Source organism: Bacillus sp. JNUCC-21 (assembly GCF_041222765.1).
Taxonomy (GTDB): domain Bacteria; phylum Bacillota; class Bacilli; order Bacillales; family Bacillaceae; genus Bacillus; species Bacillus velezensis.
This window is the reverse complement of sequence record NZ_CP166019.1, coordinates 1,922,783-1,948,377: the sequence shown is the minus strand read 5'-3', so window position 1 is coordinate 1,948,377 and position 25,595 is coordinate 1,922,783. Positions and strand designations below refer to the sequence as shown.

Annotated in this window: 17 protein-coding genes; 7 read left to right on the top strand and 10 right to left on the bottom strand. The window is 43.3% G+C overall.

Annotated features, from left to right (window positions below; all coding sequences use genetic code 11):
• Positions 1 to 74: 74 nt before the first annotated feature.
• The 5 genes from JNUCC21_RS09650 to JNUCC21_RS09630 all read left to right on the top strand — a co-directional run bounded on the left by JNUCC21_RS09650 (position 75) and on the right by JNUCC21_RS09630 (position 13,378).
• Entirely contained in the window at positions 75 to 7,931 is a 7,857-nt protein-coding gene (locus JNUCC21_RS09650) for an amino acid adenylation domain-containing protein (protein ID WP_369878781.1), read from the top strand.
• A gap of 324 nt (positions 7,932 to 8,255) precedes the next feature.
• The gene (locus JNUCC21_RS09645) at positions 8,256 to 9,794 is read left to right on the top strand and encodes a glycoside hydrolase family 43 protein (protein WP_369878780.1); all 1,539 of its coding nucleotides are present in this window, start codon (positions 8,256 to 8,258) and stop codon (positions 9,792 to 9,794) included.
• A gap of 61 nt (positions 9,795 to 9,855) precedes the next feature.
• On the top strand, positions 9,856 to 11,127 hold the full coding sequence (locus JNUCC21_RS09640; RefSeq protein WP_369878779.1) for a glucuronoxylanase: 1,272 nt from the start codon (positions 9,856 to 9,858) through the stop codon (positions 11,125 to 11,127).
• Between the two features lie 143 nt (positions 11,128 to 11,270).
• A complete protein-coding gene (locus JNUCC21_RS09635; protein ID WP_094031751.1) occupies positions 11,271 to 11,978 on the top strand; it encodes a response regulator transcription factor in 708 nt (235 codons plus the stop codon).
• Between the two features lie 2 nt (positions 11,979 to 11,980).
• Entirely contained in the window at positions 11,981 to 13,378 is a 1,398-nt protein-coding gene (locus JNUCC21_RS09630; protein WP_218791751.1) for a sensor histidine kinase KdpD, read from the top strand.
• 54 nt (positions 13,379 to 13,432) lie between these two features.
• On the opposite strand, the gene JNUCC21_RS09625 is transcribed toward JNUCC21_RS09630, so the two are convergent.
• On the bottom strand, positions 13,433 to 13,744 hold the full coding sequence (locus JNUCC21_RS09625; RefSeq protein WP_017417895.1) for a DUF4870 domain-containing protein: 312 nt from the start codon (positions 13,742 to 13,744) through the stop codon (positions 13,433 to 13,435).
• A gap of 449 nt (positions 13,745 to 14,193) precedes the next feature.
• On the opposite strand from JNUCC21_RS09625, the gene JNUCC21_RS09620 reads away from it, so the two are divergent.
• On the top strand, positions 14,194 to 15,693 hold the full coding sequence (locus JNUCC21_RS09620; RefSeq protein ID WP_253599971.1) for a cellulase family glycosylhydrolase: 1,500 nt from the start codon (positions 14,194 to 14,196) through the stop codon (positions 15,691 to 15,693).
• A 245-nt stretch (positions 15,694 to 15,938) separates the two neighbouring features.
• Positions 15,939 to 17,075: a choline esterase gene (locus tag JNUCC21_RS09615; RefSeq protein WP_124693015.1), complete on the top strand. Its 1,137-nt coding sequence runs from the start codon at positions 15,939 to 15,941 to the stop codon at positions 17,073 to 17,075.
• 281 nt (positions 17,076 to 17,356) lie between these two features.
• Here the strand turns inward: JNUCC21_RS09615 and JNUCC21_RS09610 are convergent, their stop codons facing one another.
• The 9 genes from JNUCC21_RS09610 to JNUCC21_RS09570 form a co-directional block, all read right to left on the bottom strand.
• A complete protein-coding gene (locus JNUCC21_RS09610) occupies positions 17,357 to 17,626 on the bottom strand; it encodes a hypothetical protein (protein ID WP_052250225.1) in 270 nt (89 codons plus the stop codon).
• A gap of 354 nt (positions 17,627 to 17,980) precedes the next feature.
• Complete coding sequence (locus JNUCC21_RS09605; RefSeq protein ID WP_029973839.1) at positions 17,981 to 18,190, bottom strand: bacteriocin-like WGxF protein; 210 nt, start codon at positions 18,188 to 18,190, stop codon at positions 17,981 to 17,983.
• A 13-nt stretch (positions 18,191 to 18,203) separates the two neighbouring features.
• Positions 18,204 to 18,824 (bottom strand): ABC transporter ATP-binding protein, encoded by a 621-nt coding sequence (locus JNUCC21_RS09600; RefSeq protein WP_059367392.1) that lies wholly within the window; start codon positions 18,822 to 18,824, stop codon positions 18,204 to 18,206.
• Positions 18,821 to 20,986 (bottom strand): DUF1430 domain-containing protein, encoded by a 2,166-nt coding sequence (locus JNUCC21_RS09595; RefSeq protein WP_072589135.1) that lies wholly within the window; start codon positions 20,984 to 20,986, stop codon positions 18,821 to 18,823. The genes JNUCC21_RS09600 and JNUCC21_RS09595 overlap by 4 nt, the downstream gene beginning before the upstream one ends.
• A 163-nt stretch (positions 20,987 to 21,149) precedes the next feature.
• Positions 21,150 to 22,787 carry a YndJ family protein gene (locus tag JNUCC21_RS09590; protein WP_369878778.1) on the bottom strand — a complete coding sequence of 546 codons (1,638 nt, stop codon included), beginning with the start codon at positions 22,785 to 22,787 and terminating at the stop codon, positions 21,150 to 21,152.
• The gene (locus tag JNUCC21_RS09585; protein WP_369878777.1) at positions 22,781 to 23,152 is read right to left on the bottom strand and encodes a DUF4166 domain-containing protein; all 372 of its coding nucleotides are present in this window, start codon (positions 23,150 to 23,152) and stop codon (positions 22,781 to 22,783) included. The genes JNUCC21_RS09590 and JNUCC21_RS09585 overlap by 7 nt, the downstream gene beginning before the upstream one ends.
• The gene (locus JNUCC21_RS09580) at positions 23,097 to 23,336 is read right to left on the bottom strand and encodes a DUF4166 domain-containing protein (protein WP_369878819.1); all 240 of its coding nucleotides are present in this window, start codon (positions 23,334 to 23,336) and stop codon (positions 23,097 to 23,099) included. Before JNUCC21_RS09580 ends, JNUCC21_RS09585 begins: the two co-directional genes overlap by 56 nt.
• Before the next feature lie 50 nt (positions 23,337 to 23,386).
• Positions 23,387 to 24,202 (bottom strand): hypothetical protein, encoded by an 816-nt coding sequence (locus JNUCC21_RS09575; protein ID WP_218791748.1) that lies wholly within the window; start codon positions 24,200 to 24,202, stop codon positions 23,387 to 23,389.
• A 118-nt stretch (positions 24,203 to 24,320) separates the two neighbouring features.
• Entirely contained in the window at positions 24,321 to 25,592 is a 1,272-nt protein-coding gene (locus tag JNUCC21_RS09570) for an MFS transporter (protein WP_015239939.1), read from the bottom strand.
• Positions 25,593 to 25,595: the final 3 nt, after the last annotated feature.

Here is a 25,595-nt window from a genome sequence, read left to right as displayed (position 1 = left end):
GCTGTCCCGGCATGAATGCCGCGGCTGCCGCCAGTCGCCTGAAAACAGGAATGAAACCAACTGGAGGGATATGAGTGTCAGAATTCAAACAACAGGAGTTGTTCTGGGGCCGAATGTTTCACACGGAAGACCGTCCTAGTGCATTCCCTTCGTTTCAAATGTCCGACTCAACAGTAAAGCGTGATATAACAAGTGGATCTGACTGTATTCACAGTTCATTGAGTGCGGATGTATCACGGCGCATCCTGACCATGACGAACCAAACGCCAATGGCCGTCTATCTGGTTCTCCTGATCGGAATTGAATCCCTTTTGTACAAATACACGGGGGAAGAAGGCGTGATTACAGGGGTTCCAAACTTTGAAGACGAAACTGATGAAGATCTTCGTTCAGACCAGCTCATGTTAATCAAACAGCATATCAATTCCGGCAGTACGTTTAAATCAATTTTCCATGAATTGAAACATACGCTGGACGAAGCGATCTTATATCAGGACGTTCCCTTTGATAAAATGGCCGGACAGCTGAGGCTGAACTACAATGCAAATCATTTGCCGATCATCGATACAGTCGTTTCGCTAGAGCAAATTCATCCTGATGGTTTCATAGAAACGGCTGCTGCAGATGCTTTATTCCAGTTTGCTATGGGTGAAGACTTGATTGACATAAAGTTATGTTTTAATGAACAAGTCTATGATCGTCAGTATATGATGCAGGTGCTCGGACATTTAAACCGGCTATTTTCTGTCATATTATTTCAGCCTGAGCTCCCCCTCGGTCAAGTGAATATTTTGCCAGAATCGGAGACACATTCACTTCTCGTTGACAATCAAACTGCGAAAACTGAATATCCGCGGGATAAGACGGTTTATCAGTTATTCGAAGAACAGATGAAACGAACACCGGATCAAGCAGCCGTTATTTACGGAGAAAAGCAATTCACATATCGTCAGCTCAATGAACGTGCCAATCAATTAGCCCGAACGTTAAGGAAAAAGGGGGTAAAGACGGATCGGCTCACTGCGATTATCTGCGAACATGAGATCGAACTGGTCGTGGGAATACTGGCCGTTTTAAAAGCGGGAGGGGCCTATGTGCCAATTGATCCGGATTATCCGAAGCATCGCATACAGTATATAGTAGAAGACTCCCAAGCTGATATCGTCCTGACGCAGAGCCATCTTCAAAAACAGTTGGAACTTGCGGGCACAATGGTTTTCCTCGATCAGGAAAGCTCTTACCACGAAGACGGCTCTTACCTGGAACCGATCAGCAGTACGAAGGATTTGGCCTATGTCATTTATACGTCAGGCTCCACAGGCAAGCCTAAAGGAGTGGCAATTGAGCATCAGGGCTTAACCAATTATATTTGGTGGGCCCGCCGGGTCTATGTCAAAGGGGAAAAAACCAACTTTCCCCTATATTCGTCCATCGCTTTTGATCTGACGATAACGTCTGTTTTTACTCCGCTCATTACAGGAAATGCCATTATTGTCTACGGAGGAGAAAACAGTACTGCCTTGCTTGATTCCATTATTCAGGATTCAAGGGCGGATATTATCAAGCTGACCCCGGCGCACTTACAGTTATTGAAAGAGATAAATATCCCTGCTGAGTGCACCATTCGGAAATTCATTGTCGGCGGTGACAATTTAAGCACGCGGCTCGCCCGTAGCATCAGCGGGAAATTCGGCGGAAATATCGAAATTTTTAACGAATACGGGCCTACAGAGACAGTCGTCGGCTGTATGATTTATTCCTTTGATCCGCAAAACGACAGACGGGAATCAGTGCCGATCGGAACCGCCGCGGACAACATGAACATTTTCGTGCTGGATAAGAGCATGAAGCCGGTGCCGGCCGGCGTCCCGGGAGAAATATATATCAGCGGGGACGGCATCGCCAGAGGATACTTGAACAGAGCGGAATTAACGGCGGAAAGATTTTTGCAGCACCCCTTTGTACCAGAGGTGAAAATGTACCGGACGGGAGACTTAGCAAGGCGGCTGCCGGACGGAAATATCGAATATTTAGGCCGGATCGACCACCAGGTGAAAATCCGCGGTTACCGCATTGAAATCGGGGAAGTCGAATCCGCATTTTTCCAAATACCGCCGATTCAAGAAGCTCTCGTTACGGCACAAGAAACCAACGGGGAAACATCCTTGTGCGCCTATTATACCGCACAGCATTCTTTAACCGCAGGCGAAATTCGGGAGCACCTGTCCCGGCAGCTTCCGTCCTATATGATCCCTGCTTATTTTGTACAGCTGGCAGCGATGCCGCTTACTTCCAACGGAAAAATAGATCGTCAGGCGCTGCCTGCTCCAACGGGAAATCTCACCGGCAATCCTTATACAGCTCCGCGGACAGAACTGGAAAAAATACTGGCCGGGGTGTGGGAATCGGTATTAGGCGCAGAACAGGTCGGAATCGATGACCATTTCTTTGAGCTGGGAGGAGATTCGATTAAGTCGATTCAGGTAACCTCAAGCTTATATCAAGCCGGGTATAAGCTTGACATCAAACACTTGTTCAAACACCCGACGATCTCCGGGCTTGCTCCTTTTATTAAGCCCGTTACCCGAATCGCAGAACAAGGGGAAATCAAAGGCCGTACTTTATTGACGCCGATTCAGCATTGGTTTTTCGCCCGGCAATACCCTGATCCGCACCATTATAATCAATCTGTCATGCTTTATTTTAAAGAGGGGTTGGACGAATCGAAGCTTCAGAAAGTCATGAAGAAGATTGCCGAGCATCACGATGCTTTGCGCATGGTCTATGTTCAGGGAGATCATGAATACGAAGCCAGAACCTGCGGGATCAGTGAAGGAGAATTATTCAGCCTCGACGTATTCTCTTTACTCGAAGAAAACAACCTTGCCGAAACGATAGAAATGATAGCCAATGACATTCAGCAATCCATCCATTTAGCCGATGGTCCGCTCATGAAACTGGGATTGTTTCAATGTCAGGATGGCGATCATTTGCTGATTGCGATTCATCATCTGGTTGTAGATGGCGTATCGTGGAGGATTTTACTTGAGGATATAACGTCAGCTTATGAGCAGCTCCAAAACGGAGAAGCGATCACGCTCCCTAAGAAGACGGATTCCTATCTGTTATGGGCTGAACGATTGAAACGTTATGCAGAAAGCCCGGAATTTGAAGCGAAAAATCAATATTGGCTTGAGCAGAAACATATCTCGCAACACAAATTGCCAAAGGATAATGAGCAGGAGACCGGTCTGGCCGAAGACCAGGAAACGATCATCGTCCAATGGACAGAGGAAGAAACCGAGCGTTTATTAAAAAAATCGAACCGTGCCTATACGACTGACATTAATGATTTATTGCTGACCGGACTCGGAATGGCTGTTCATCGCTGGACGGGGCATGAAGAAATTCATGTTCATCTGGAAGGACACGGCAGGGAATCTGTTTTTCAAGACGTTGATATTTCACGTACGGTGGGCTGGTTCACAACCCAATACCCGGTTTCTCTTCAAATCCAGGCGGACCGGGACATCTCCCAGCGGATTAGGACGGTGAAAGAACAGCTGCGTCAGATTCCCCAAAAAGGAATAGGATATGGCCTGATGAAATATTTGTCCGATCATCCGAAGGCATCAGAATGGACCGGACATCCGGAAATCAGCTTCAATTACCTCGGACAATTTGATCAAGATTTCGAAAATGGAGGAATCGAGGTATCTCCTTACTCCGGAGGGAAAATTGCGAGCGACAGGCACCCCATTGCCTATACGCTTGACATTAACGGCATGATCTCAGACGGTCGGCTGTCATTGGCCATCAGTTACAGCGGTAAACAATATCGAAGAAAAACAATGGAAACATGTGCAGCTCTCTTAAAGAACAGCCTAAAAGAAGTCATCGAACATTGCGCAGCTCAAGAACACATTCACCTGACGCCAAGCGATATTTCGCTGAAGGACATAACAATCGAGGAATTAGATCAATTTGTTAAGCAAACACAGCATATCGGCGACATTGAAAATATATATCCTTTAACTCCCATGCAGAAAGGTATGCTGTTCCATAGTTTAATCGATTCGGCTTCCAGAGCTTACTTTGAACAAGCCGCTTTTGACCTCAAAGGCGACTTGGATATTGAGGCATTTACAATGAGTTTGTCGCAGCTGGCGGAAAGACACGAGATTCTCCGGACTCATTTTTATACGGAATGGAAAGATCAGCCTTTACAGATCGTATTCCGAAAAAAACCGATCGAAATAACTGTTGAAGATATTCGAAGCATGAAGAATAAACAACGAAACGAGTTCATTGCCGGCTTTGTACAAAAAGATAAGGCAAGAGGATTCGACCTTACCCAAGATGCGTTAATGCGCGTATCAATCCTTCGTACAGAGGACGACCAAGTCCGATTGATATGGAGCTTCCATCATATTTTAATGGATGGCTGGTGTCTGCCTCTTATTACGAAAGAAGTGTTTGAAACCTATTATGAGCTTCTTGAGAGAAGACAACCGGAGCGGGAAGCCGTCACCCCGTACAGCCGATATATCGAATGGCTGGAAGACCAGGATCATCAGAACGCTTTGGCCTATTGGCAAAAATATTTGGACGGTTATGAAGGACAAACCGTTTTACTGAAAGAACCTGTCTCAAACCAAGCCAAGAAATATCAAAAACAAAGGCTTGCATGCCGGCTCGGAAAGCAGCTGTCAGAAGAAATCAGACAGACTGCAAGCAAGCATCACGTCACCGTGAATACATTCATTCAAAGTGCGTGGGGGCTATTGCTGCAAAGATACAACAACAGTCAGGATGTCGTTTTCGGGTCGGTTGTATCCGGACGCCCGGCAGAAATTCCGGGTATTGAATCCATGGTCGGCTTATTTATCAACACCATTCCCGTACGTATTACCGCTCAGCCTGGAATGACTGTGGAACAAGTGTTGAAAATGAGCCAGGAGCAGGCATTGGCTTCTCAGGCGTATGATACATTTCCGTTGTATGAAATTCAGGCTCAAACCGAACAAAAGCAGCAGCTGATCAGTCATATCATGGTATTTGAAAATTATCCGGTCGAGAAACAAATGGAGCATATGAAACCGAATCGTGACGCGCTGGACATTATCAATTTCCATATGGAAGAGCATACCCATTACGATTTCAATTTCATTGTCATGCCGGCTGGAGAAATCGACATTCATTTTGTATACAATAGCAACGTCTATGATCATGCAAGTGTCAAGCGGATGGAAGAGCATTTTATGCAAATCATTAAGCAGATGGTGAACAGTCAGGCGATTCGCGTCCAAGACTTGGATATACTTACGGGAGTTGAACGTTCGCTCCTTATAGAGGCATTTAATGATACGGAAGCAGATTATCCAAAGGAAAAGACGCTTCATCAATTGTTTGAGGAACAAGCACAGCGTACGCCTGATCAAACGGCTGTCGTATACGGGGAAAGCCAGCTGACATACCGGGAACTGAATGAAAGAGCGAATCAACTTGCCCGGACATTGCAATCAGAAGGCGTGCAGCCGGATCAGCCGGTCGGGATTATGGCCGAACGTTCCTTGGAAATGATCGTAGGACTCTTCGGAATCTTAAAAGCCGGCGGCGCGTATGTGCCGATCGACCCGAGCTATCCGGTAGAACGGATTCACTATATATTGGAGGATTCGGATACGAAGCTGTTGTTAGCACAGAGTCACTTGAGGAAAAGCGTGCCTTTTACGGGAAAAGTGCTTGACCTGGAAGATCCGCGATTCTCTTGGGAAGATGGTTCAAACTTGAAACAGACAGCCGGACCGAATCACTTAGCTTATGTTATCTATACTTCGGGATCAACAGGCCGACCGAAAGGGGTTATGGTGGAACACCGATCCGTAATCAACCGTCTCGTTTGGATGCAGGAACATTACCCGCTGGATAAGCAGGATGTCATTCTGCAAAAAACCCCAATCACCTTTGATGTATCGGTGTGGGAATTGTTCTGGTGGTCGATGACTGGTTCTAAAGCGGTATTGCTGTCAAACGGAGGAGAAAAGAACCCTGACGTCATTTTAGATACGATTGCGCAGAAAAATGTCACCATTATGCATTTTGTGCCTGCGATGCTGCATGCTTTTCTTGAGTCCATGGAGCAGAAATCCGACGAGGAATTAAAGAGAAAGCTGGCGTCATTAAAATATGTATTTGCAAGCGGCGAGGCTTTGACGCCTGCGCACGTTGCCGGGTTTCATCGCATGATCACACCGGCGGGCGAGGCTCAAATCATTAATTTATACGGACCGACCGAAGCGACGATCGATGTATCGTATTTTGAATGTGAAGCGGGAGAAACGCTTAACTCCGTTCCGATAGGTAAACCGATTTCCAACATTCAATTGTACATCGTACAGCCCGGATCGGAATATTTCCAGCCGCTCGGTGTGGCAGGAGAGCTGTGTATCGCCGGAGACGGGCTCGCTCGGGGCTATTTGAACCGTCCGGAGCTGACAGCTGAGAAGTTTGCAGCTCACCCATTTGAAGCAGGGAAGCGGATGTACCGGACAGGCGACTTGGCAAGATGGCTGCCGGACGGAAATATCGAGTATTTGGGACGAATTGATCATCAAGTGAAAATCCGAGGCTACCGGATAGAACTCGGCGAGATTGAAGCATCTTTATTACAACTCGATGCTGTCAAAGAAGCGGTCGTCATCGCGATTGAAAAAGAGGGCTCAAAGCAGCTGTGCGCTTACTTGTCAGGAGACGAGTCATTAAATACGGCGCAGCTGAAGCGTCATTTGCTGAACAAACTGCCTGCGTATATGATTCCGGCTTATTTTGTACAAGTAGAGAAGATGCCGATAACTGCTAATGGAAAAATCGATCGAAAAGCTTTGCCGGCTCCTGAGGGAAATAGGCTTACCGGAACCGAATACACAGCGCCAGGAACGTTAATTGAAAAGCAGCTGGCCGATATATGGAAGGATATTTTAGCTCTGCCTGACCCCGGGATTAAAGATCACTTCTTTGACGTTGGCGGCCATTCACTTAAAGTATTGCAGCTCATTCATCAAATTAACGCCGGTATGGGACTCAACATGCATTATCAAGCCGTATACGATTTTCCTACCATCGAAACAATGGCACGCGCCATTCAAGCGGCAGTTTTCGAATCCGAGACGGATCATAACGTATTCGTCAAGCTGAACCAGGAAGATTCAATCCCTGTGTTCTGTTTCCCGCCTTTAATCGGATATGGACTCGTTTATAATGAAATGGCGAAAAGACTTGACGGCGTCAGCACCGTCTATGCTGCTGATTTCTTAGAAGAGCCGTCTCATGAGAAAGAAATCGTTGACCGATATGCAGAAAGCATGATACGCATTCAGGAACAAGGGCCTTTTGTTTTGCTTGGTTACTCTTCGGGATCGAATTTGGCTTTTGAGGCTGCCAAAGCTTTGGAGAAGCGAGGCCGCACCGTATCTGATGTGATTATGCTGGATTCTAAAATAACCACTTCTGTAACTCATTTATCGCAAGAGGAAATCGAAGAGATCGTCCATCTGAATATGGACATTATTCCGGACTATTACAGAGAAATATTAACCATTCCTTCGATTAAGGATAAAATCAGAGGCTATCTTGCGTACCACAATGAAGTGATCAATTCCGGCGCCGTTAACGCCAACATCCATCATTTGCTATGCGGCGATGTAACCGATGATAGGGGCTGGACACAATCAACAGCACAGCATTATCTTGAGTACAAATTAAAAGGAGATCACGTGACGATCTTTGAACCTCACAATATCGAAGAAAATGCGGAAGCCATTCGATCTATTATTAAACGGATTGAAGAACGGCATCATCACGGACTTGTTCTTGAAGAACAACTGTCAATGGGATCGTTTGCGGAAGACGCAAAGTTTGACAAAATGTAAATGATTAAGTGTAAAACGCCGCTGGCCTGGCACTCAGCGGCGTTTTTATTAAAAAGGCGAGAGTCATACTCCTGTGTTCGCAAGGCTTACTCCAGAGCCGTTCTCCATGACCAGTTGTCATCAAATGGTAAAAAAATCATCATACATTTTAAGGAAAAAGGAGGATGTCAAGTTATTAGAAAAAAGTGTAGCGTATGTTTATGGGTACTAGCTCTATTATTGAGTTGCTTAACTGCGGAGTCTGCTTTTTACTGCGGGTACTGCAATTTGTTCTCAGATGGTAAAAGTTGCCTAAATTTTTAAAAAAAGGAGGAGCGTTAAGTTATGTGTAAAAAATGTTGGGTATGCCTATGGGTCCTTGCTTTATTATTGAGCTGTTTACCTGGGGAATATGCGAATGCGGTAAGCACTCCAATTGCAAAACATGTTGGGAATTCAAATCCGCTTATTGACCATCATCTGGGCGCAGATCCGTTTGCGCTGACTTATAACGGAAGAGTCTACATCTATATGTCAAGCGATGACTATGAATATAATAGCGACGGCACGATTAAGGATAATTCATTTGCCAATTTGAATAAAATATCCGTCATATCTTCAGCGGATATGGTGAACTGGACAGATCACGGAACGATTCCCGCAGCGGGTGCCAATGGGGCGAATGGCGGCCGGGGGATTGCCAAATGGGCAGGAGCATCATGGGCCCCGTCAGCCGCGGTGAAAAAGATCAATGGTAAGGATAAATTTTTCCTTTATTTCGCAAACGGCGGCGGAGGTATCGGGGTTCTCACCGCAGACAGCCCGACCGGCCCATGGACCGATCCGATCGGAAAAGCGCTGGTAACGCCAAATACGCCAGGAATGTCCGGTGTTGTATGGCTTTTTGATCCGGCAGTATTCGTAGATGATGACGGTACCGGTTACCTATATGCCGGCGGAGGCGTTCCGGGCGGTTCAAATCCCGCACAGGGGCAATGGGCCAATCCTAAAACAGCAAGAGTCATGAAATTAGGTCCTGATATGACCAGTGTTGCCGGAAGTGCGTCTACGATTGATGCGCCTTTTATGTTTGAAGATTCGGGAATGCATAAGTATAACGGAAAATATTACTATTCCTATTGTATCAATTTCGGGGGCGCGCACCCGGCCGATAAACCTCCAGGTGATATCGGCTATATGACCAGCTCAAGTCCTATGGATTCTTTTTCGTATAGAGGGCACTTTCTGAAAAATCCGGGAGCATTTTTCGGAGGCGGCGGGAACAATCATCATGCTGTTTTCAATTTTAAAAACGAGTGGTATGTGGTGTATCATACTCAAACTGTCAGCTCCGCTCTTTACGGGGCCGGCAAAGGTTACCGTTCTCCCCATATTAATAAGCTTGTGCATAATCCAGATGGCTCCCTGCAAGAGGTAGCGGCAAATTTTGCAGGTGTCAAACAGCTATCCAATTTGAATCCATATCACCGCGTAGAAGCGGAAACGTTTGCCTGGAACGGACGGATTTTGACAGAGGCATCCTCAGCACCCGGCGGCCCGGTCAATAATCAACATGTCACAAACATTCATAACGGAGACTGGATTGCTGTTGGAAATGCAGACTTCGGCTCAGGCGGTGCCAGGACGTTTAAAGCAAATGTAGCGTCCGCTCTTGGCGGGAAAATAGAAGTGCGGCTAGACAGTGCAAACGGTAAGCTTGTCGGAACCTTGAATGTCCCTTCCACAGGCGGAACGCAATCTTGGAGAGAAATAGAAACTGCGGTAAGCGGCGCATCCGGTGTTCACAACGTATTCTTTGTATTTACCGGAACTGGTACAGGAAACTTGTTTAATTTTGATTACTGGCAGTTTACACAAAGATAAGCAAAGGGAGACAAAGGTACGTTTTCTAAGTCCATAAACGACATATGAAGGAGAGGAAAAAATGATGTCGAGCGTAAAAAAAACAATTTGTGTATTATTGGTATGTTTCACAATGCTGTCCGTCATGCTCTTAGGACCGGGAGTTACTGAAGTTTCAGCAGCAAGTGATGCAACAGTTAATATATCTGCAGATAGACAAGTGATTCGCGGTTTTGGAGGAATGAACCACCCAGCTTGGATTGGAGACTTGACTGCAGCCCAACGGGAGACCGCTTTTGGCAATGGACAGAATCAGTTAGGACTTTCGGTCTTAAGAATTCATGTAGATGAAAATAGAAACAATTGGTACAAGGAAGTGGAGACTGCAAAGAGTGCGATCAAACATGGAGCAATCGTTTTTGCTTCCCCTTGGAATCCGCCAAACGATATGGTTGAGACTTTCAATCATAATGGTGACACATCAGCTAAGCGGCTGAGATATGATAAGTACGCCGCATACGCGCAGCATCTTAACGATTTCGTTAATTTCATGAAGAGTAATGGTGTGAATCTGTATGCGATTTCTATGCAAAACGAGCCTGATTACGCTCACGAATGGACATGGTGGACGCCCCAAGAAATCCTGCGTTTCATGAGAGAGAATGCCGGTTCCATTAATGCCCGCGTGATTGCGCCGGAATCATTTCAATACCTGAAAAATATATCGGACCCCATTTTAAATGATCCGCAGGCGCTTAGGAATATGGATATCCTCGGAACCCACCTGTACGGCACTCAGGTCAGTCAGTTTCCTTATCCTCTTTTCAAACAAAAAGGAGGAGGGAAAGAGCTATGGATGACGGAGGTATACTATCCGAATAGTGACAACAATTCAGCGGATCGCTGGCCTGAGGCTTTAGGTGTTTCAGAGCATATTCATCATTCAATGGTAGAGGGAGATTTTCAAGCTTATGTGTGGTGGTATATCCGCAGATCATACGGCCCTATGAAAGAAGATGGGATGATCAGCAAACGCGGATACAATATGGCTCATTTCTCAAAATTTGTGCGCCCTGGCTATGTAAGGATTGATGCAACGAAAAATCCTGAACCGAATGTTTACGTGTCAGCCTATAAAGGAGACAATAAGGTCGTGATTGTTGCCATTAATAAAAATAACACAGGGGTCAACCAAAACTTCGTATTGCAGAATGGAACTGCTTCGCAAGTATCCAGATGGATCACGAGCAGCAGCAGCAATCTTCAACCTGGAACGGATCTCAAAGTAACGGACAATCATTTTTGGGCCCATCTGCCGGCTCAAAGCGTGACAACATTTGTTGTAAAGCGTTAAAGGCATCAGCATCGCAATAAGCCAATTTTCTTACTTGAAAAAGAAAATTGGCTTATTTTCTGTGGGATAGAAGTGTTGATTTTTTTAACGATACACAGACATTGGGTATAATAATGACAATGACTTCAAGGAGTGATCATTATATGTCACGGCTTCACAGCAAAGTATTAATCATAGACGACGAAAAAGAAATTTTGGAACTGATCAAAACCGTATTAATAAGAGAAGGCATTGATCGTGTGATCACCGCTTCGACTGCCCGTGACGGATTGGCTCAATTTCATCAAGAAAATCCCGATCTGGTGATATTGGATATCATGCTGCCAGACGGTGAAGGCTATGATATCTGCAAGCAAATAAGAGACATTTCACACGTTCCTATTATCTTTTTGTCTGCAAAGGGGGAGGAAACGGATAAAATTGTAGGACTTGCCATCGGCGGGGACGACTACATTACAAAACCCTTCAGCCCTAAGGAAGTTGCATATCGAGTCAAAGCGCAGCTGAGACGGGTCTCTTACTTACAGCCTTCTCAAACCGGAACCATAATAAAAAAAGGGCCATTTGAATTAAACCAACAACAAGCCGAGCTCACCAAAAATGGAGCGGCTATTGAGTTAACACCTAAAGAACTTATGCTTATGACCTATTTTCTGCAGCATCCCAATCGGGTGATCAGTAAAGAAACACTCTATCAAGCTGTATGGGGAGAAGATTTCTTCGGTTCTGACAACACGGTGATGGTTCATATACGCAGGCTCCGTGAGAAAATAGAAAACACCCCATCAAAACCAGACTTTCTCGTCACTGTGAAAGGGTTAGGCTACAAATTTGTTGTAAAGGATGCGTAAGGATGAATTGGCGATTAACAGGCAGATATATGGTCTCTGTCATTATCGTGACCATCATTACAGTTTTCATTAATTTATTTATTTTTATGTTTTGGCTCGTTTTCCAGGCGAACAGCCAACATGACGAAGAAAGTACACCGGAAACTTTCACAAGATCATTCCGACAATATGTCACGTTATCGAACAATGGTATCACAGTAAACAAAGAGGGCCAAAAAGCTTTAAAAGAGCAGAATGCATGGATTCAAATATTAGATGAAAACGGACAGGATGTTTATCATGATAGAGAACCTAAAGGACTGAAGAAAAAATATACGCCTATTGAAATTGTAAATTTACATAAATATAAGGATGAACGATTATTATCAACCATTTACGCCGGCGGAAAAAAAGTAAACGGCAAGGAGTACAGTTACTTTATAGGGTTTAAAAATCCCTCTCTCGGAAAATATGTCCTCTCATATGATACCAAGGAATTTGTGACGAAGTTCAATGCAGGAACCATCATATTATTATCAATAGATGCATTGATCGCGTTACTCATTGGCTATCTATTCAGCCGGCAGCTCACAAAACCGCTCGGCCGTGTCATTCAAGGAATCCAGCGGTTAGCTAATGGAGATTATACGATCAAAATGAAATCCAAAGGCATTTATAAAGATGTCTTCTATAATGTCAATCATTTATCGGAACAACTATCTTCAAGCAAAAAAGAAAAAGATAAATTAGAGCAAATGCGTGAAGAGTGGATCAGTCATATTTCTCATGACATTAAAACACCATTAGCATCTATTCAAGGCTATGCAGAAATCATCCAAGATCCAAATTACCATCTAACAGCCGAACAGATCAGAGAGTACGCCCAGATCATTGAGAGTAAATCCCTCTATATGAAAGATGTGATGGAAGATTTAAATTTAACGACAAGGCTGAAAAACAACGATGTGATGTTACATACAGAGCGGGTAAACCTTGTATCGCTGCTGCGGGAAACGTTAATTGATATGTTAAACGATTCTAGATATGCGGATAAGTCCATTGAGCTTCAAACGAACGTGGAAAAGCTGATGCTGAACCTTGATGCGATATTGATTAGGAGAGCGGTCACGAATCTCATTTTAAATGCCCTCGTTCACAATGATCCTGATGTGAAGATCGTTGTACGGCTTGAACAAAAAGAACGGACTCATGTGACAATTAAGGACAACGGCAAAGGGATAGAAGAAGAGGAGCTGGAAAAAGTGTTTGATCGCTATTACAGGGGCACAAATACAGAAACGACGCATGCAGGCTCTGGTCTTGGAATGGCCATAGCAAAGGATATTATCCAAAAGCACGGAGGGGACATCACCATTCACAGCACCGCGGGAGAAGGGACAACGATAGATATACAATTATGATAATGGCTATACAAAAAAAACGGTTCTGTTGATTAATAACAGAACCGTTTTTTCCTATTGTTCCGAAAACACTTTGATTCCTTTGACAATGTTCCAAATGAAAAAATAGATCGCCACAAGGAATGTAACAGCATACGTCGCAAGCAGGAAAGGCCCGGCGTGCCTGATGTCATTCATACCAAGTAAACCTGAAGCGATGATGCCAATCCCAAAAATCAAATAAGGAATCAGATGCGTCCACAAAGATTTTTTCGCATGATATTTCACATCGTCCTGGCCTAAGAAATAGACGATAATCGGAAACAGAAACGGCGCAAAAAATATACTGAAGTAACATAATGAAGACAAAATTTTATTTTCTCTCAAACCTTTTCACCTCTATGATTTATTGAAGGGGGAATTCTTCTGGCTGAATCCCTCACTGAAGTACAATCTTATTGTACAACTCCAACCTTAACCCGTATTAATCCGAACCTTACATCAACCTTAAATTAACAAGGACTCGTCTTCTTACAGCAATCATAAGATTCAATGCCATATTGAGACTCATCACATTCAGCGTGTCTACGTTGGAAATACATTTAATTTTTCGATTCGATTGAAAAATGACGTGTAAAGTCCCGATTCAGCCCGGTTTTCTTTGTTCTATATGTGTCAGGTGTGTCTTATTCAATAGAGATAGAGCAAATTGACAGGCTTTTACACCTCCCAAAAACAAGAAATTAGGTTGATAGACAATCATGAGAAAGATTTTTACAATGAGTTCGAGCTCATAAGAAAGAGCCAAAATGATGCGAAGGAGGAAAAGATCAGATATGAAACGGTCAATTTCTGTTTTTATTACGTGTTTATTGATTGCGGTATTGACAATGGGCGGCTTGCTGCCTTCGCCGGCATCAGCAGCAGGGACAAAAACGCCAGTAGCCAAGAATGGTCAGCTTAGCATAAAAGGTACACAACTTGTAAACCGAGATGGCAAAGCGGTACAACTGAAAGGGATCAGTTCACATGGATTGCAATGGTATGGCGATTTCGTCAATAAAGACAGCTTAAAATGGCTGAGAGACGATTGGGGCATAACCGTTTTCCGCGCGGCGATGTATACGGCAGATGGCGGTTATATTGACAACCCGTCCGTGAAAAATAAAGTAAAAGAAGCGGTTGAAGCGGCAAAAGAACTTGGGATATATGTCATCATTGACTGGCATATCTTAAATGACGGCAACCCAAACCAAAATAAAGAGAAGGCAAAAGAATTTTTCAAGGAGATGTCAAGTCTTTACGGAAATACGCCAAACGTCATTTATGAAATTGCAAACGAACCAAACGGTGACGTGAACTGGAAGCGTGATATTAAACCGTATGCGGAAGAAGTGATTTCCGTTATCCGCAAAAATGATCCAGACAACATCATCATTGTCGGAACCGGTACATGGAGCCAGGATGTGAATGATGCTGCCGATGACCAGTTAAAAGATGCAAACGTCATGTACGCGCTTCATTTTTATGCCGGCACACATGGCCAATTTTTACGGGATAAAGCAAACTACGCACTCAGCAAAGGAGCGCCTATTTTCGTGACGGAATGGGGAACAAGCGATGCGTCTGGAAATGGCGGTGTATTCCTTGACCAGTCGCGGGAATGGCTGAATTATCTCGACAGCAAGAACATCAGCTGGGTGAACTGGAATCTTTCTGATAAGCAGGAATCATCCTCGGCTTTAAAGCCGGGAGCATCTAAAACAGGCGGCTGGCAGCTTACAGATTTAACTGCTTCAGGAACATTCGTAAGAGAAAACATTCGCGGCACTAAAGATTCGACGAAGGACGGCCCTGAAACGCCAGCACAAGATAACCCCGCACAGGAAAAAGGCGTTTCTGTACAATACAAAGCAGGGGATGGGCGTGTGAACAGCAATCAAATCCGCCCGCAGCTTCACATAAAAAATAACGGCAATGCGACGGTTGATTTAAAAGATGTCACTGCCCGTTACTGGTATAACGCGAAAAACAAAGGCCAAAACTTTGACTGTGACTACGCGCAGATGGGATGCGGCAATCTGACCCACAAATTTGTGACGCTGCATAAACCTAAGCAAGGTGCAGATACCTATCTGGAACTGGGGTTTAAAACAGGAACGCTGTCACCGGGAGCAAGCACAGGGAATATTCAGCTTCGTCTTCACAATGATGACTGGAGCAATTATGCACAAAGCGGCGATTATTCCTTTTTCCAATCAAATACGTTTAAAACAACGAAAAAAATCACATTATATCATCAAGGAAAACTGATTTGGGGAACAGAACCCAATTAGTTAAGCTTTAAGCGGACATCAGCAACGATGTCCGCTTTTGTCATCTTAAACAGCAATACAAGGAGGTTTACGTGGCGGATGAAACTCTGAAACAGTATATGGGCCTGTACAAATGTTGTTAGCAATCTCAAGAAAGCCAAGGAGTAGCTATGATTCACTGAACATATGATGTAATGAAAAGCGTTTGTAGAGCAATGTGTGTATTTCACATCCGCCACTTTTATTACGTAAGGGGGAACAAGAGAATGAAAAAGTATGACGCGTTTCCGGAGCCAATTGGCGGCTATACTGTCGGCCGAACCCAGATGGATTTTGAGTACACGGCATCAGATCATACAAAAAGAGAACTGACGGCGTTTGTGTACTATCCGTCCGACAGCAGCGAAGGGAAGACTACATCAACGTACATGTTTCCTGAAGTCTGCGAAATGCTTGATGAGCAGCCGCTTCTCACTGCGTTGAAGGATGCTTACACTATAGATATCAAGACCCAATGTTACGACGACCTTGCTCTCTCCGGGAAGGAAAAACGCTATCCAGTGTTATTTTATGTTTGCGGCGGGGGCGGTTCTCCAGAATGGGGTACAGTGATCTGTACAGACTTGGCAAGTATGGGATATATTGTGGTAAGCATCGGCCATCAGAATAGCACGATGTATAAGCGTAAAGATGGGCGCCTGTTTAATGTATCAAAGGATTTTTCGGATGTCATTATAGCGTTTTCTGAAGATCCGGAGATGATGGCGTTGGCTGGTAAGATGGAGATGCGTCCTGACGATGAAACTGCCATTGAGATGTGCCAAAACGTGCTTACACTGCCGATACTTGACAAGTTAACAGAGTATAGTGAATTACAGGCAGAAGATGTAAGGTATGTAGCCGATTATCTTGTCAAACTGGACTCTGGAGAGCTGAATTCCATCTTTAAGGGCAGATTGTTGCTTGACATCGGCATGGGCATAGTCGGACATTCTTATGGAGGGCCTACGACGGCGATTGTTTGCCGGGACGACGAACGGTTCGCCTGCGGGATTGGCTTGGATAGCGGTGCGTTCGGCCTTCAGGGCAGCGACATTAAGAAACCCTTTTTGCTGCTGTTTTCTGAACCGAACTATAACATGAATGCGATCATTGGCGCTAACAATAGCATGGATACCTATTATTTCTCTGTTGATCGTGCTGCGCATTTAGATTACTGCGACATCGTGTTTACCGGTGTGAATGAGGAACTTAGAGGCGAACGGGATGCCATGGAGATGCGAAATCTTGTTACAGACTATACGAAGAACTTTTTTGATCATTATATACTGCAGAAGGCTGCAAGTGTGGAAAGTCTGGCATACGATGGCGTGGACTTGATCAAGAAGACCAGCAACAAGTGACATAACCGATTAAAATACTCAAACTGAAAAACCTTTATGACCAATTTAATTTATTAAGGACGTAGAGGTTTTCCTTACAAAAGGGGATGCTCTTAGAATATTGATCCACTTTTATATTCTCTACATCATTCCTAGTTTACATAATATATATTCTAGGAAGTTGAATAGTGAATAAAAAATTTTGTCTCATTATCCTAAGTATACTTGGATATTGAGACAAAATGAGAAAAAATAGGACTTATTACGATTTATCTTCGCTATATACTATGAATAAGACTTCTTCATTCATATACGTAACAAACTCCGCCTTCTGTAGTTACACACTCAAAATCTTCCCAATAATATTTTCCTTCACTGTCTCTAAAGAAAATTCTAACAGTATCATTACCAAGCCATCTGTATTCTTCAACCTTATCATCAAATTGTTTGTTTCGAATTGGGATTAAATTTCCTGGTTTAGTTGCTGCATCAGCCGCTTGTACTCCAGATACTAGCAAGGCCCCCACCAGTGCTGTAGCTCCTGCTATCTTCTTGAATTTACTTTTTAACATTTTTATTGCCCCCTTTTGATTTGTTGCCTGCTGCTTACTCACTTAGCAGGTAATCTGATTTTATCACCTTGCAATAGGGAAATTTGTCATATTTTGTAGAGTGGTGGCTTGTTGTCAGAAAAAATACAAATTTTTGGTATTCCTTCTCTGCACTCTTTCTAGGCAGCCCTACTTCATTTATTTATGATAGCTGGAAATCATACCACCTAAAACTGTTCGAGGACTTCTGTCAGCAATCCCTCTATGCAAACGTACTGACATAAAAAAACCGGCGCGCTGGCCGGTCTTTTTGTTCCATATAACATATATGTCTCTTGATTGCTTAATAAACGGAGAAAGGCACTAGAACCCTTATTAAGCCTCGTAATTTCTGCTGTTTGAACCTAAATTTCTAAAGAGTAAAGAAGAAAGCAGAGCTAACACAAAATAAACAACAACGAATCCACCCCAGAAGATTATTGCTTGATCAAAAGGTAAGCCAAACATTCTAAAGATTACTCTGTGAACGATCCCTGTAATAATAATCAGGACACTTGTAGACAGTGCAAAAGTAATATGTTTCATTTAGAACCTCTCCTTATGAAAGATTGATCACTCTATCCGAACCATTGGCGATTTCTTGATCATGTGTAACACAAATAATCGTTTTCCCCATACCTTTTAACTGATGGAATAAAGACAAAATAATGCTTTTGTTATATTCGTCTAAGTTTCCTGTCGGTTCATCAGCCAGGATAATATCACAAGGCTTCAAAATAATTCTTGCGATGGCCACACGTTGTTGCTCTCCGCCACTCAGTTGATAAACCTTTTTCTTTAAAAAGCTTTTATCCAGACCAACCATTTCTAAAGCTTCTGTCAACTTTTCTTTCTTAAAGTCTTTTGCATAAGCCGTCGAAAGTTGTAAATTTGTTAATACTGTTTCATTGTCCATAAGGACATAATTTTGAAAGATATACCCTAAGTTCTCTCTCCGTAGTTTCATCACGTCGTTAGGTTTAGGGTTTCGAAAGCCTAAAATCTCAATATCTCCTGAGTATGGAGTATCAAGAAGGCCTATTATATTTAGCAGGGTAGTCTTCCCTGAACCGCTCTTACCAACAATTGAAACAAATTCATTTTCTTTTATCTGAAGAGAGAAATTCGAAAGAACAGATTTTTCATCAAACGTCTTTGATATGTTGTTGAGTGTAATCATATTCTATCTCCTTTTAAGATCTTATTCATGTTTTTCCTGTTTAAATAGACACTCAGAAAATAAAGAATAAGCAGCTCGATTACAATAAACAGCGCGATGAAAATTGTTAATTCAAAGATTTTGTAATAAATACTGCATCCTAAACCTATAAGGCAATTGGTTAAAAGGGAAAAGATGATTAAATTTTTATTTCTGGCCCAATATGAATATCCAAAAAGCTCTTTAAGGTACAGCCGATATGCATTTGCGCTGTAATACGACCAAATATAAGCGACAAGAAAGGCTATGGAGAGGATAACTGTTATTGTTAGTCCAATTAAATTCTGCAAGAATTGATTCTGAATTCTTGCTATACCGTCGCTTAGTTCTTGATAAACCGAAATTGATGAATCAATTAGATCTCTGGTATTGGTCTTCTCCAAATAAGGAACTATGCGATCATACGCCATGCCTTTTGAAGAATCTGAAAAGAATAAACATGAGGTTGAGTAAGCATCTATAACAGATGGATCAACGTTATCTGTGAAAACAGCAGCTATTGGATCAACAATGTTATTCTTATTGCCGGCATCACCAAGTTGACTATTAAAGGTGAAATACTCCTGCCTATTTTTAGTATAAATGATGTTGATTTTCAATTCATCTTTTTTAAGTGTGTTTAGAGGTTGCTTAATCTCCTTGTTATACATATTATCTAATTCAACTTTTTCAAAGAAGAAATGATCCCTGTATGCTTCTATGATGTTTTCTTGATATTTTTCATACTTTTGTGGTACGAGCAGGTTCAATGTATTTGAATCAAGCCTTAATTCCTTTCTGCTTATGGCTTCCCCATTAGCACCGACAATGGGATTCACCTTTAAATAATTAGGGCTGATTGTAATGCTGCGTCCAGAAGGGGAATAAATTTCATTTTTCTTTGTCGTATTTAAGGTGTAAAAATAAACAGGTTTTTTCCCGTCTTTTCTTAGTAAACCATAGTTTTGCGCATCAATGACAAACGCATTTTTATGCTTCTCTAATTGATGATACAACGCGCGAACTCTAACATTTTTCTCCCTGTCTAATTTTAAATCACCATAGTCGATGCCGGTATTTGCAAAGCTTGTCTTATAAGTGTTTTGTGTCTTTTTCCAATACGATTGATTATCAAGCTGCTGTTTGAGATCGAATAAGTTAGAAAGTGAAAACGCAACAATATTGAAAAGCAATATCGTGACAACAATTTTAAAGCCTACAGATAACCATTGGAATTTTTTAATCGGTGTGCTGCCTTTGATCGAACCACTAATGTCGCTGTTGTTAAACAAGATTAGGGTAACAATGATGGTGTATACCATCATGATAAGCGCACCAATCACCGCGTTCCTAATGTAAATTCTAAGATATGCAGCCAGCCAGTCATTTAAACTGAAAGGAAAGGTTAGCAAAGCCACAATAATTGCACCGCAAAATATGATTATAATTAGAGGCTTCAAGAACATTGCTGGGTAAGAAAGCAGTGTTTTAACTTTGGAATACCCCCATAACTTTTGCAGCAGAAGCCGTTTGCGATTTTTAATTACAAAATAAAGGACACCAATAAACAAAATCAGCATAGAAAGCAACACTAGCATAAGCAAAGTTTTGTTAAACATAAAAGCAGTATTCTCAGTGATGTTTTCAAAACTTACTTCACCATAGTCAGCAAAAAGGTTTTGTGCTTTCTCCAATACCTTGTCATCGTTAGATGAAATATAAAATTTGCTTCCTATGCCTATATTCTTTATTTGATTGAAGTCAAAATATCTGATTTCCCATGTTGACAGCGGAAAAGAAATGCTGCCGATCATCTTCTGCTCTGAATGGCCTCTTAGAAAATTTGACACAAGTTTATTGCCGTTATGTATTGATGGTTCATTTTCAGGGCTTGTAGAATAGATGTTTAAGCTCTTTTCATCCAAGAAATTGTATTGAGAAATGTTCACTTTGTTTTCTTTTGAGAAGGCGACCAATCTCTTTACAAAGTCCTCACTTTTAAATTCTGAAGTATAATCGATTATCAATGCTTCTTTATTGGAGAATAAAGTGTAATAGATTTGTTTGTTAAGAGTGTAATGATAGCTTGACATATTCATTGAGAGCAAAACCAGAATGAACAATATGTAGATTGTTTTCTTCATTGGACAGCCTCCATAAAAAGAAATCCGGTGCTGTCTTGTATTCAAGTTTGACCACACCGGAAGGAAAATTAAAAAATCACTTTGCTATCGTTTTCTTTATTTTGTATTCCAAAAAGCCTTGTTTCCGAACCAAGTTTGATACACGGAAGCGTAGGCATACCCTTCATCTTTTTTCTTCCATTCGGTTACCTGCGGAAGCATGAGTGATCCGATAATGCACAGTTAAAAATTTCAGTCCGAACAGCCACATATGATGAACGGCCTTCAGGCTGGTTTCGCTCTGGGCTGAAATAAGAAATGTCTCTGCCAGCGGAAGATGACACGTCCCCCATTTCGTCTGCAGATAAATCCCTTCATCACCCGCTCCGCTTTTTCGCCGTCTGCTTGTCAAAACAAGATTCTGCTTACGCGCATAAGGCTTTAAAATGCCCGTCATTTGGCCGTACGTCAGCGGAAGAGAGATATTCATGTATCCTTCCCCTTTTGCCCTGTACGCTGAATACAGCGCAGTAAAAACGGTTTCCTGCTTTTCATTTGTTCTGATCCACGCACGGACATTTTTTCTGCCGTCTTTGTCAGAGTCAACTCCTATAATATCACTGTGCATGATATACCAATCCGGATTCATGGACAGGTGAATCTGCCCCGCTCTTCTGCTGAACGGCTCGTACACGCGCGCGAACGGACGAAACCATCCGCTCCACGTCACTTTTGCCATGATATCATAATCAATTGTCTCTTCATAAAAGGAATTAACGGCCGGCGCCAGTTTTTGAGTTGAAAAGTCTTCAGAATGCAGTTCTCTCATCTGATCCAGAAGGCCGGTATAATGGATGTCATTTGCTGCATGAATATCAGTCAAAAAGTCTTTGCCTATCGTTCTCTTCCCGTAAATACGGCTGAACGTTCTTTCGCTGCCCTCATCAAACGATCTCGGATTTTCCAACCTCCACCCCGCCAAAGCCGGCAGGATAACGCCGAATGCATTGACGGCCCCGTGAATCCAAATCATCTGGCTGATCGTGAGCGTTGCCTCCTCGCGGTAGACACCGTACGAATATATCAAAGAAAAAGCAATTGTAATCATTAACACAGCCGAAGAACTCCTGATCAAGATCCTGCCTGTTTTCGTAACAAACGGCGCCGTAAAGACGAGATATGCATTTACATACAGACCCGCCAGATACAGAGCGACAGCAATCACATCAAGTGTCTTTGAAAATGTAATCCCCAAGGCAATAAGGATCGGCGAAATCAAAATAATGACCGTGCTCCATCTGTAAAGAACCCGTTTCTCCCGTATGATCCTGCCGAGCAATCCGTTAAAGATCGGAATGAGGAAAGCGGAATAGTGAAAGTGCACCGCCGTCAGCAGAACGATAAGCGGGCTGAAATTCATGACGGGAATCTCAAGGACATATGCGAAGAACCAGAATCCGCCCCCGGCCAAATAAATGAAACCCGCCATAACAGACATCTCTTCTGTTCTGTGAATATTTGTTTTCATCAGCCGCCGGACAGCATACAGTGCCAGCCCAAGCGTATAAATGAGCCACACAAAGGCAAAAAAACTGAAGTCTGTGACAAGCGCAAGCACCGCACATAAAGCGGCAACAGGATAACTCCGTAATAACACATTCTCTAAGGTCTTTGACGGCCGAAAAGCAAAATCGAATACAGCGGGAACGAAAAAAAGTACGGAAAATAAAACAAACGTCTCAGCAGCTGATATATGCGGAGCTTCAGCCGCCGCAAATCCCAAAAAGCAAATCACACATACCATGAGATGACGCTTCAGCATGTTTCCCCCTCTGTTTCACGGAAAGTCCCCCGGTAAGAGAAAAGCGTGCCGAGTATCCGGTTTTTCACATGAACCTTTATGCTGAAGCAATTCATTTCCTCATCATAAGCCTCATAAACGGTTGAACTGCCGCACAGCCATGCCGGAAGCGGGATTTTCTTTCCGACTATCAGGAGCCACTGCCTTCCGGATGTAATAACAAGCCCTCCGTCTGAAGACGCTTCTAAATGCAGTTCAGACAGTAGGATGCGGGGTTTGCCGAAGTAATCAAGAATTCTGTTTTCCCGCTCATCATATTCCATGACGGCATCAAAAAAAACGCGTTTTGCTTTTAAAGAAAAAGGTACGATTCCATTCCACGCCATTTTGCCTGTTTTTGTTTTCGATAGTGAAAGGGATATCGTTTCCCCTCTCTGAGAAAAAACATCTGAAAAAAACACCTGTCTTTAAAAGCATTCTGACAAGAAAAGAACCTCCCTTTATTTCTGACATAACGCCTTCTCCGCAAAACGTGCGTGATTCGTCAAATCTGTACCGTTTCTGCAGCATCGGGTGCAGTGATTGATAATGAGTAATCGCTTTTTCATACATTGAATCCGTCATTTCACTTCTCTCTTTCGTTTTGTATGCCAGGCGCTCGGCAGCTTGAGCTTAAGAATCATGCCGGCTATTGTAAGCACTCCTAATGAGATCACGAATCCGCCGCCCGAATATAGCAGTGCCGTTACACAAAAGAAGACTGACTGCCCGGTGTGAATCAGCCACTTTCTCCGCATGGGAAGCAGCCATAATACCCCTAACCCTGTCTCCAGCGCTCCCCTCACGATCTCTGCATCGGCACAGCCATCATGAAAGCCTTGAAAAAACCAATACAGACTGAATACGAGACACATAAAGACATAGACAAACCCGAAACGGACTGATATCTTCGGATGTCTGTTTTGTTCTATCCAAAGCCGCAACGCATCAAAGCTCCATGCGGTAGCCCAGCTTAGCAGAGGACGAAATAAAAACCGGTCTATCCAACTTCCCGGCAGACCGCGGGCCGTTTCATATTGATATTGAGTCAAAAATGCGGTTTGTCCGTTATCCCGCTCTATATACTTCCAGTAGCCCCTGCCTTCTTTTATAAGTGACAGCGGATGATCAGAGGCAAAAGCGAGCGAAGACACTCTTTCTGACGAGCGAGGCCTTATGTCACCTATTGATTCGCCCGTGCCGGATACCTTCAGCCCAAAACCGATTCGTGTTTCATATAGAAATCTCTGCGGTTCATCTGGCAGCCTATGAAGATATGTAATGTCAGAAAACCGCAGATCCCATTCCTTATGAAGATGCGGGTTTTGCGTATATTCCCAAAGCGTTTCTATATCAGATGCAATATTGATTTCGACATATATCGGCTTCTGTTTCATGCCCCCTCCTCTTCCCTTCTTTTGTAAACAATTCCTATATTATCATAGGAACAGATCAAGCGGCAGAACGAAAAGGCCATCCCGTTATCTGCAGGACAGCCTCAGTGGCTTTGATAACTTATGAATAAGGTATCGTGTCTTTTTTATCTTCAGAAGCGGTTTGAATGATAATCGGACGCACGAAACGGATTACCGCAGCCGAGGCCAAAACAGCTAATCCGCCTGCAAGCAAAAACGCCCCCGAGAATGATCCGCTTTTATCCGCGATAAAGCCGGTTAAAGCAGGCCCGATAATACCGGCCGTGTTTGCAAGAAAATGCATAAAGCCGCCGACTGACCCGACATTCCTTTGATCAACCACATCATGAATCACCGCCCAATAGATAGAGCCCGTTATATATAAAAAGAAGACTGATAAAGCAACGAGAATAACGGCACTTACGGTAGTGGTAACAAGTCCGGCAAATCCGATCAGTACAGCGGAAGCGAACAGACAAGTGACAAGAATGACTTTCCGTGAGAACAAAACCCCTTTTCCGGCGGTTTTTTTGAATACATAATCAGAAATCATTCCGCCTGCCGCCAAACCGATAAATCCAAGAATCCAGGGAATAACAGTCACCACGCTCATAAATTCAACACTTAAACCGCGTTCTTTCACCAGATAGCTCGGAAACCATGTTAAGAAGAAAAATAAGATGTAATTGTAGGCGAAAAAGGCAAAAGCCGTGAAGAGAACCGTTTTTTGTTTCAAATAAAAGGTCATCGGGATATGCTGCTCATGCGACTGAATCGCCGCTTTCATTGCCGGGGCGTCTTCCGTCGGCGCCGGCCGTTCTTTGACAAATTTAAACCAGATGACCGCCCAGACTAAACCGATGATCATGATCAGGACAAAGGAAACTTTCCAGCTGAACGCCACAGCAATCATCCCGACAATCGGGCCGGAGATCGCTCCGCCGAGCGGCGTTCCGCTGTTTGTCAGGCCGATGACCGTGGCGCGCTGAGACGGAGGAAACCAATTGTTGACCATTTTGCTTATGGCAGCCGACAGCGGCCCCTCCCCCATACCGAATAAAACACGGATAATCAAAAGACTTACAAATCCGAAAGCAAGCGCAACCGCTCCGCTGAAAAGAGACCAAACGATCATCGCCGTACACAATGTCAATTTAGCCCCATACCGGTCAGATGCAACACCGCCGAGAAAGTTAAACACAGCGTATCCGACAGAAAAACTGCTGAAAATCAGCCCCATTTGGGTTGCAGACAATGTGAGATCCTGCTGTATGAACGGCGCTGCAATAGACAGCGCTGAGCGGTCTAAATAGTTAATCACCCCGGCTGAAAATAAAAGAAGAATAATAGGGAATCTATCTTTTGAGAACATAAA

What these genes read in the sequence shown, in the direction of transcription:
- JNUCC21_RS09610 (WP_052250225.1), bottom strand. Translation starts at nt 17,626, where the DNA reads ATGTTAAAAAGTAAATTCAAGAAGATAGCAGGAGCTACAGCACTGGTG.
- JNUCC21_RS09595 (WP_072589135.1), bottom strand. Translation starts at nt 20,986, where the DNA reads ATGAAGAAAACAATCTACATATTGTTCATTCTGGTTTTGCTCTCAATG.
- JNUCC21_RS09635 (WP_094031751.1), top strand. Translation starts at nt 11,271, where the DNA reads ATGTCACGGCTTCACAGCAAAGTATTAATCATAGACGACGAAAAAGAA.
- JNUCC21_RS09615 (WP_124693015.1), top strand. Translation starts at nt 15,939, where the DNA reads ATGAAAAAGTATGACGCGTTTCCGGAGCCAATTGGCGGCTATACTGTC.
- JNUCC21_RS09645 (WP_369878780.1), top strand. Translation starts at nt 8,256, where the DNA reads ATGTGTAAAAAATGTTGGGTATGCCTATGGGTCCTTGCTTTATTATTG.
- JNUCC21_RS09605 (WP_029973839.1), bottom strand. Translation starts at nt 18,190, where the DNA reads ATGAAACATATTACTTTTGCACTGTCTACAAGTGTCCTGATTATTATT.
- JNUCC21_RS09585 (WP_369878777.1), bottom strand. Translation starts at nt 23,152, where the DNA reads ATGGCGTGGAATGGAATCGTACCTTTTTCTTTAAAAGCAAAACGCGTT.
- JNUCC21_RS09620 (WP_253599971.1), top strand. Translation starts at nt 14,194, where the DNA reads ATGAAACGGTCAATTTCTGTTTTTATTACGTGTTTATTGATTGCGGTA.
- JNUCC21_RS09580 (WP_369878819.1), bottom strand. Translation starts at nt 23,336, where the DNA reads ATGCTGCAGAAACGGTACAGATTTGACGAATCACGCACGTTTTGCGGA.
- JNUCC21_RS09630 (WP_218791751.1), top strand. Translation starts at nt 11,981, where the DNA reads ATGAATTGGCGATTAACAGGCAGATATATGGTCTCTGTCATTATCGTG.
- JNUCC21_RS09590 (WP_369878778.1), bottom strand. Translation starts at nt 22,787, where the DNA reads ATGCTGAAGCGTCATCTCATGGTATGTGTGATTTGCTTTTTGGGATTT.
- JNUCC21_RS09570 (WP_015239939.1), bottom strand. Translation starts at nt 25,592, where the DNA reads ATGTTCTCAAAAGATAGATTCCCTATTATTCTTCTTTTATTTTCAGCC.
- JNUCC21_RS09640 (WP_369878779.1), top strand. Translation starts at nt 9,856, where the DNA reads ATGATGTCGAGCGTAAAAAAAACAATTTGTGTATTATTGGTATGTTTC.
- JNUCC21_RS09575 (WP_218791748.1), bottom strand. Translation starts at nt 24,202, where the DNA reads ATGAAACAGAAGCCGATATATGTCGAAATCAATATTGCATCTGATATA.
- JNUCC21_RS09600 (WP_059367392.1), bottom strand. Translation starts at nt 18,824, where the DNA reads ATGATTACACTCAACAACATATCAAAGACGTTTGATGAAAAATCTGTT.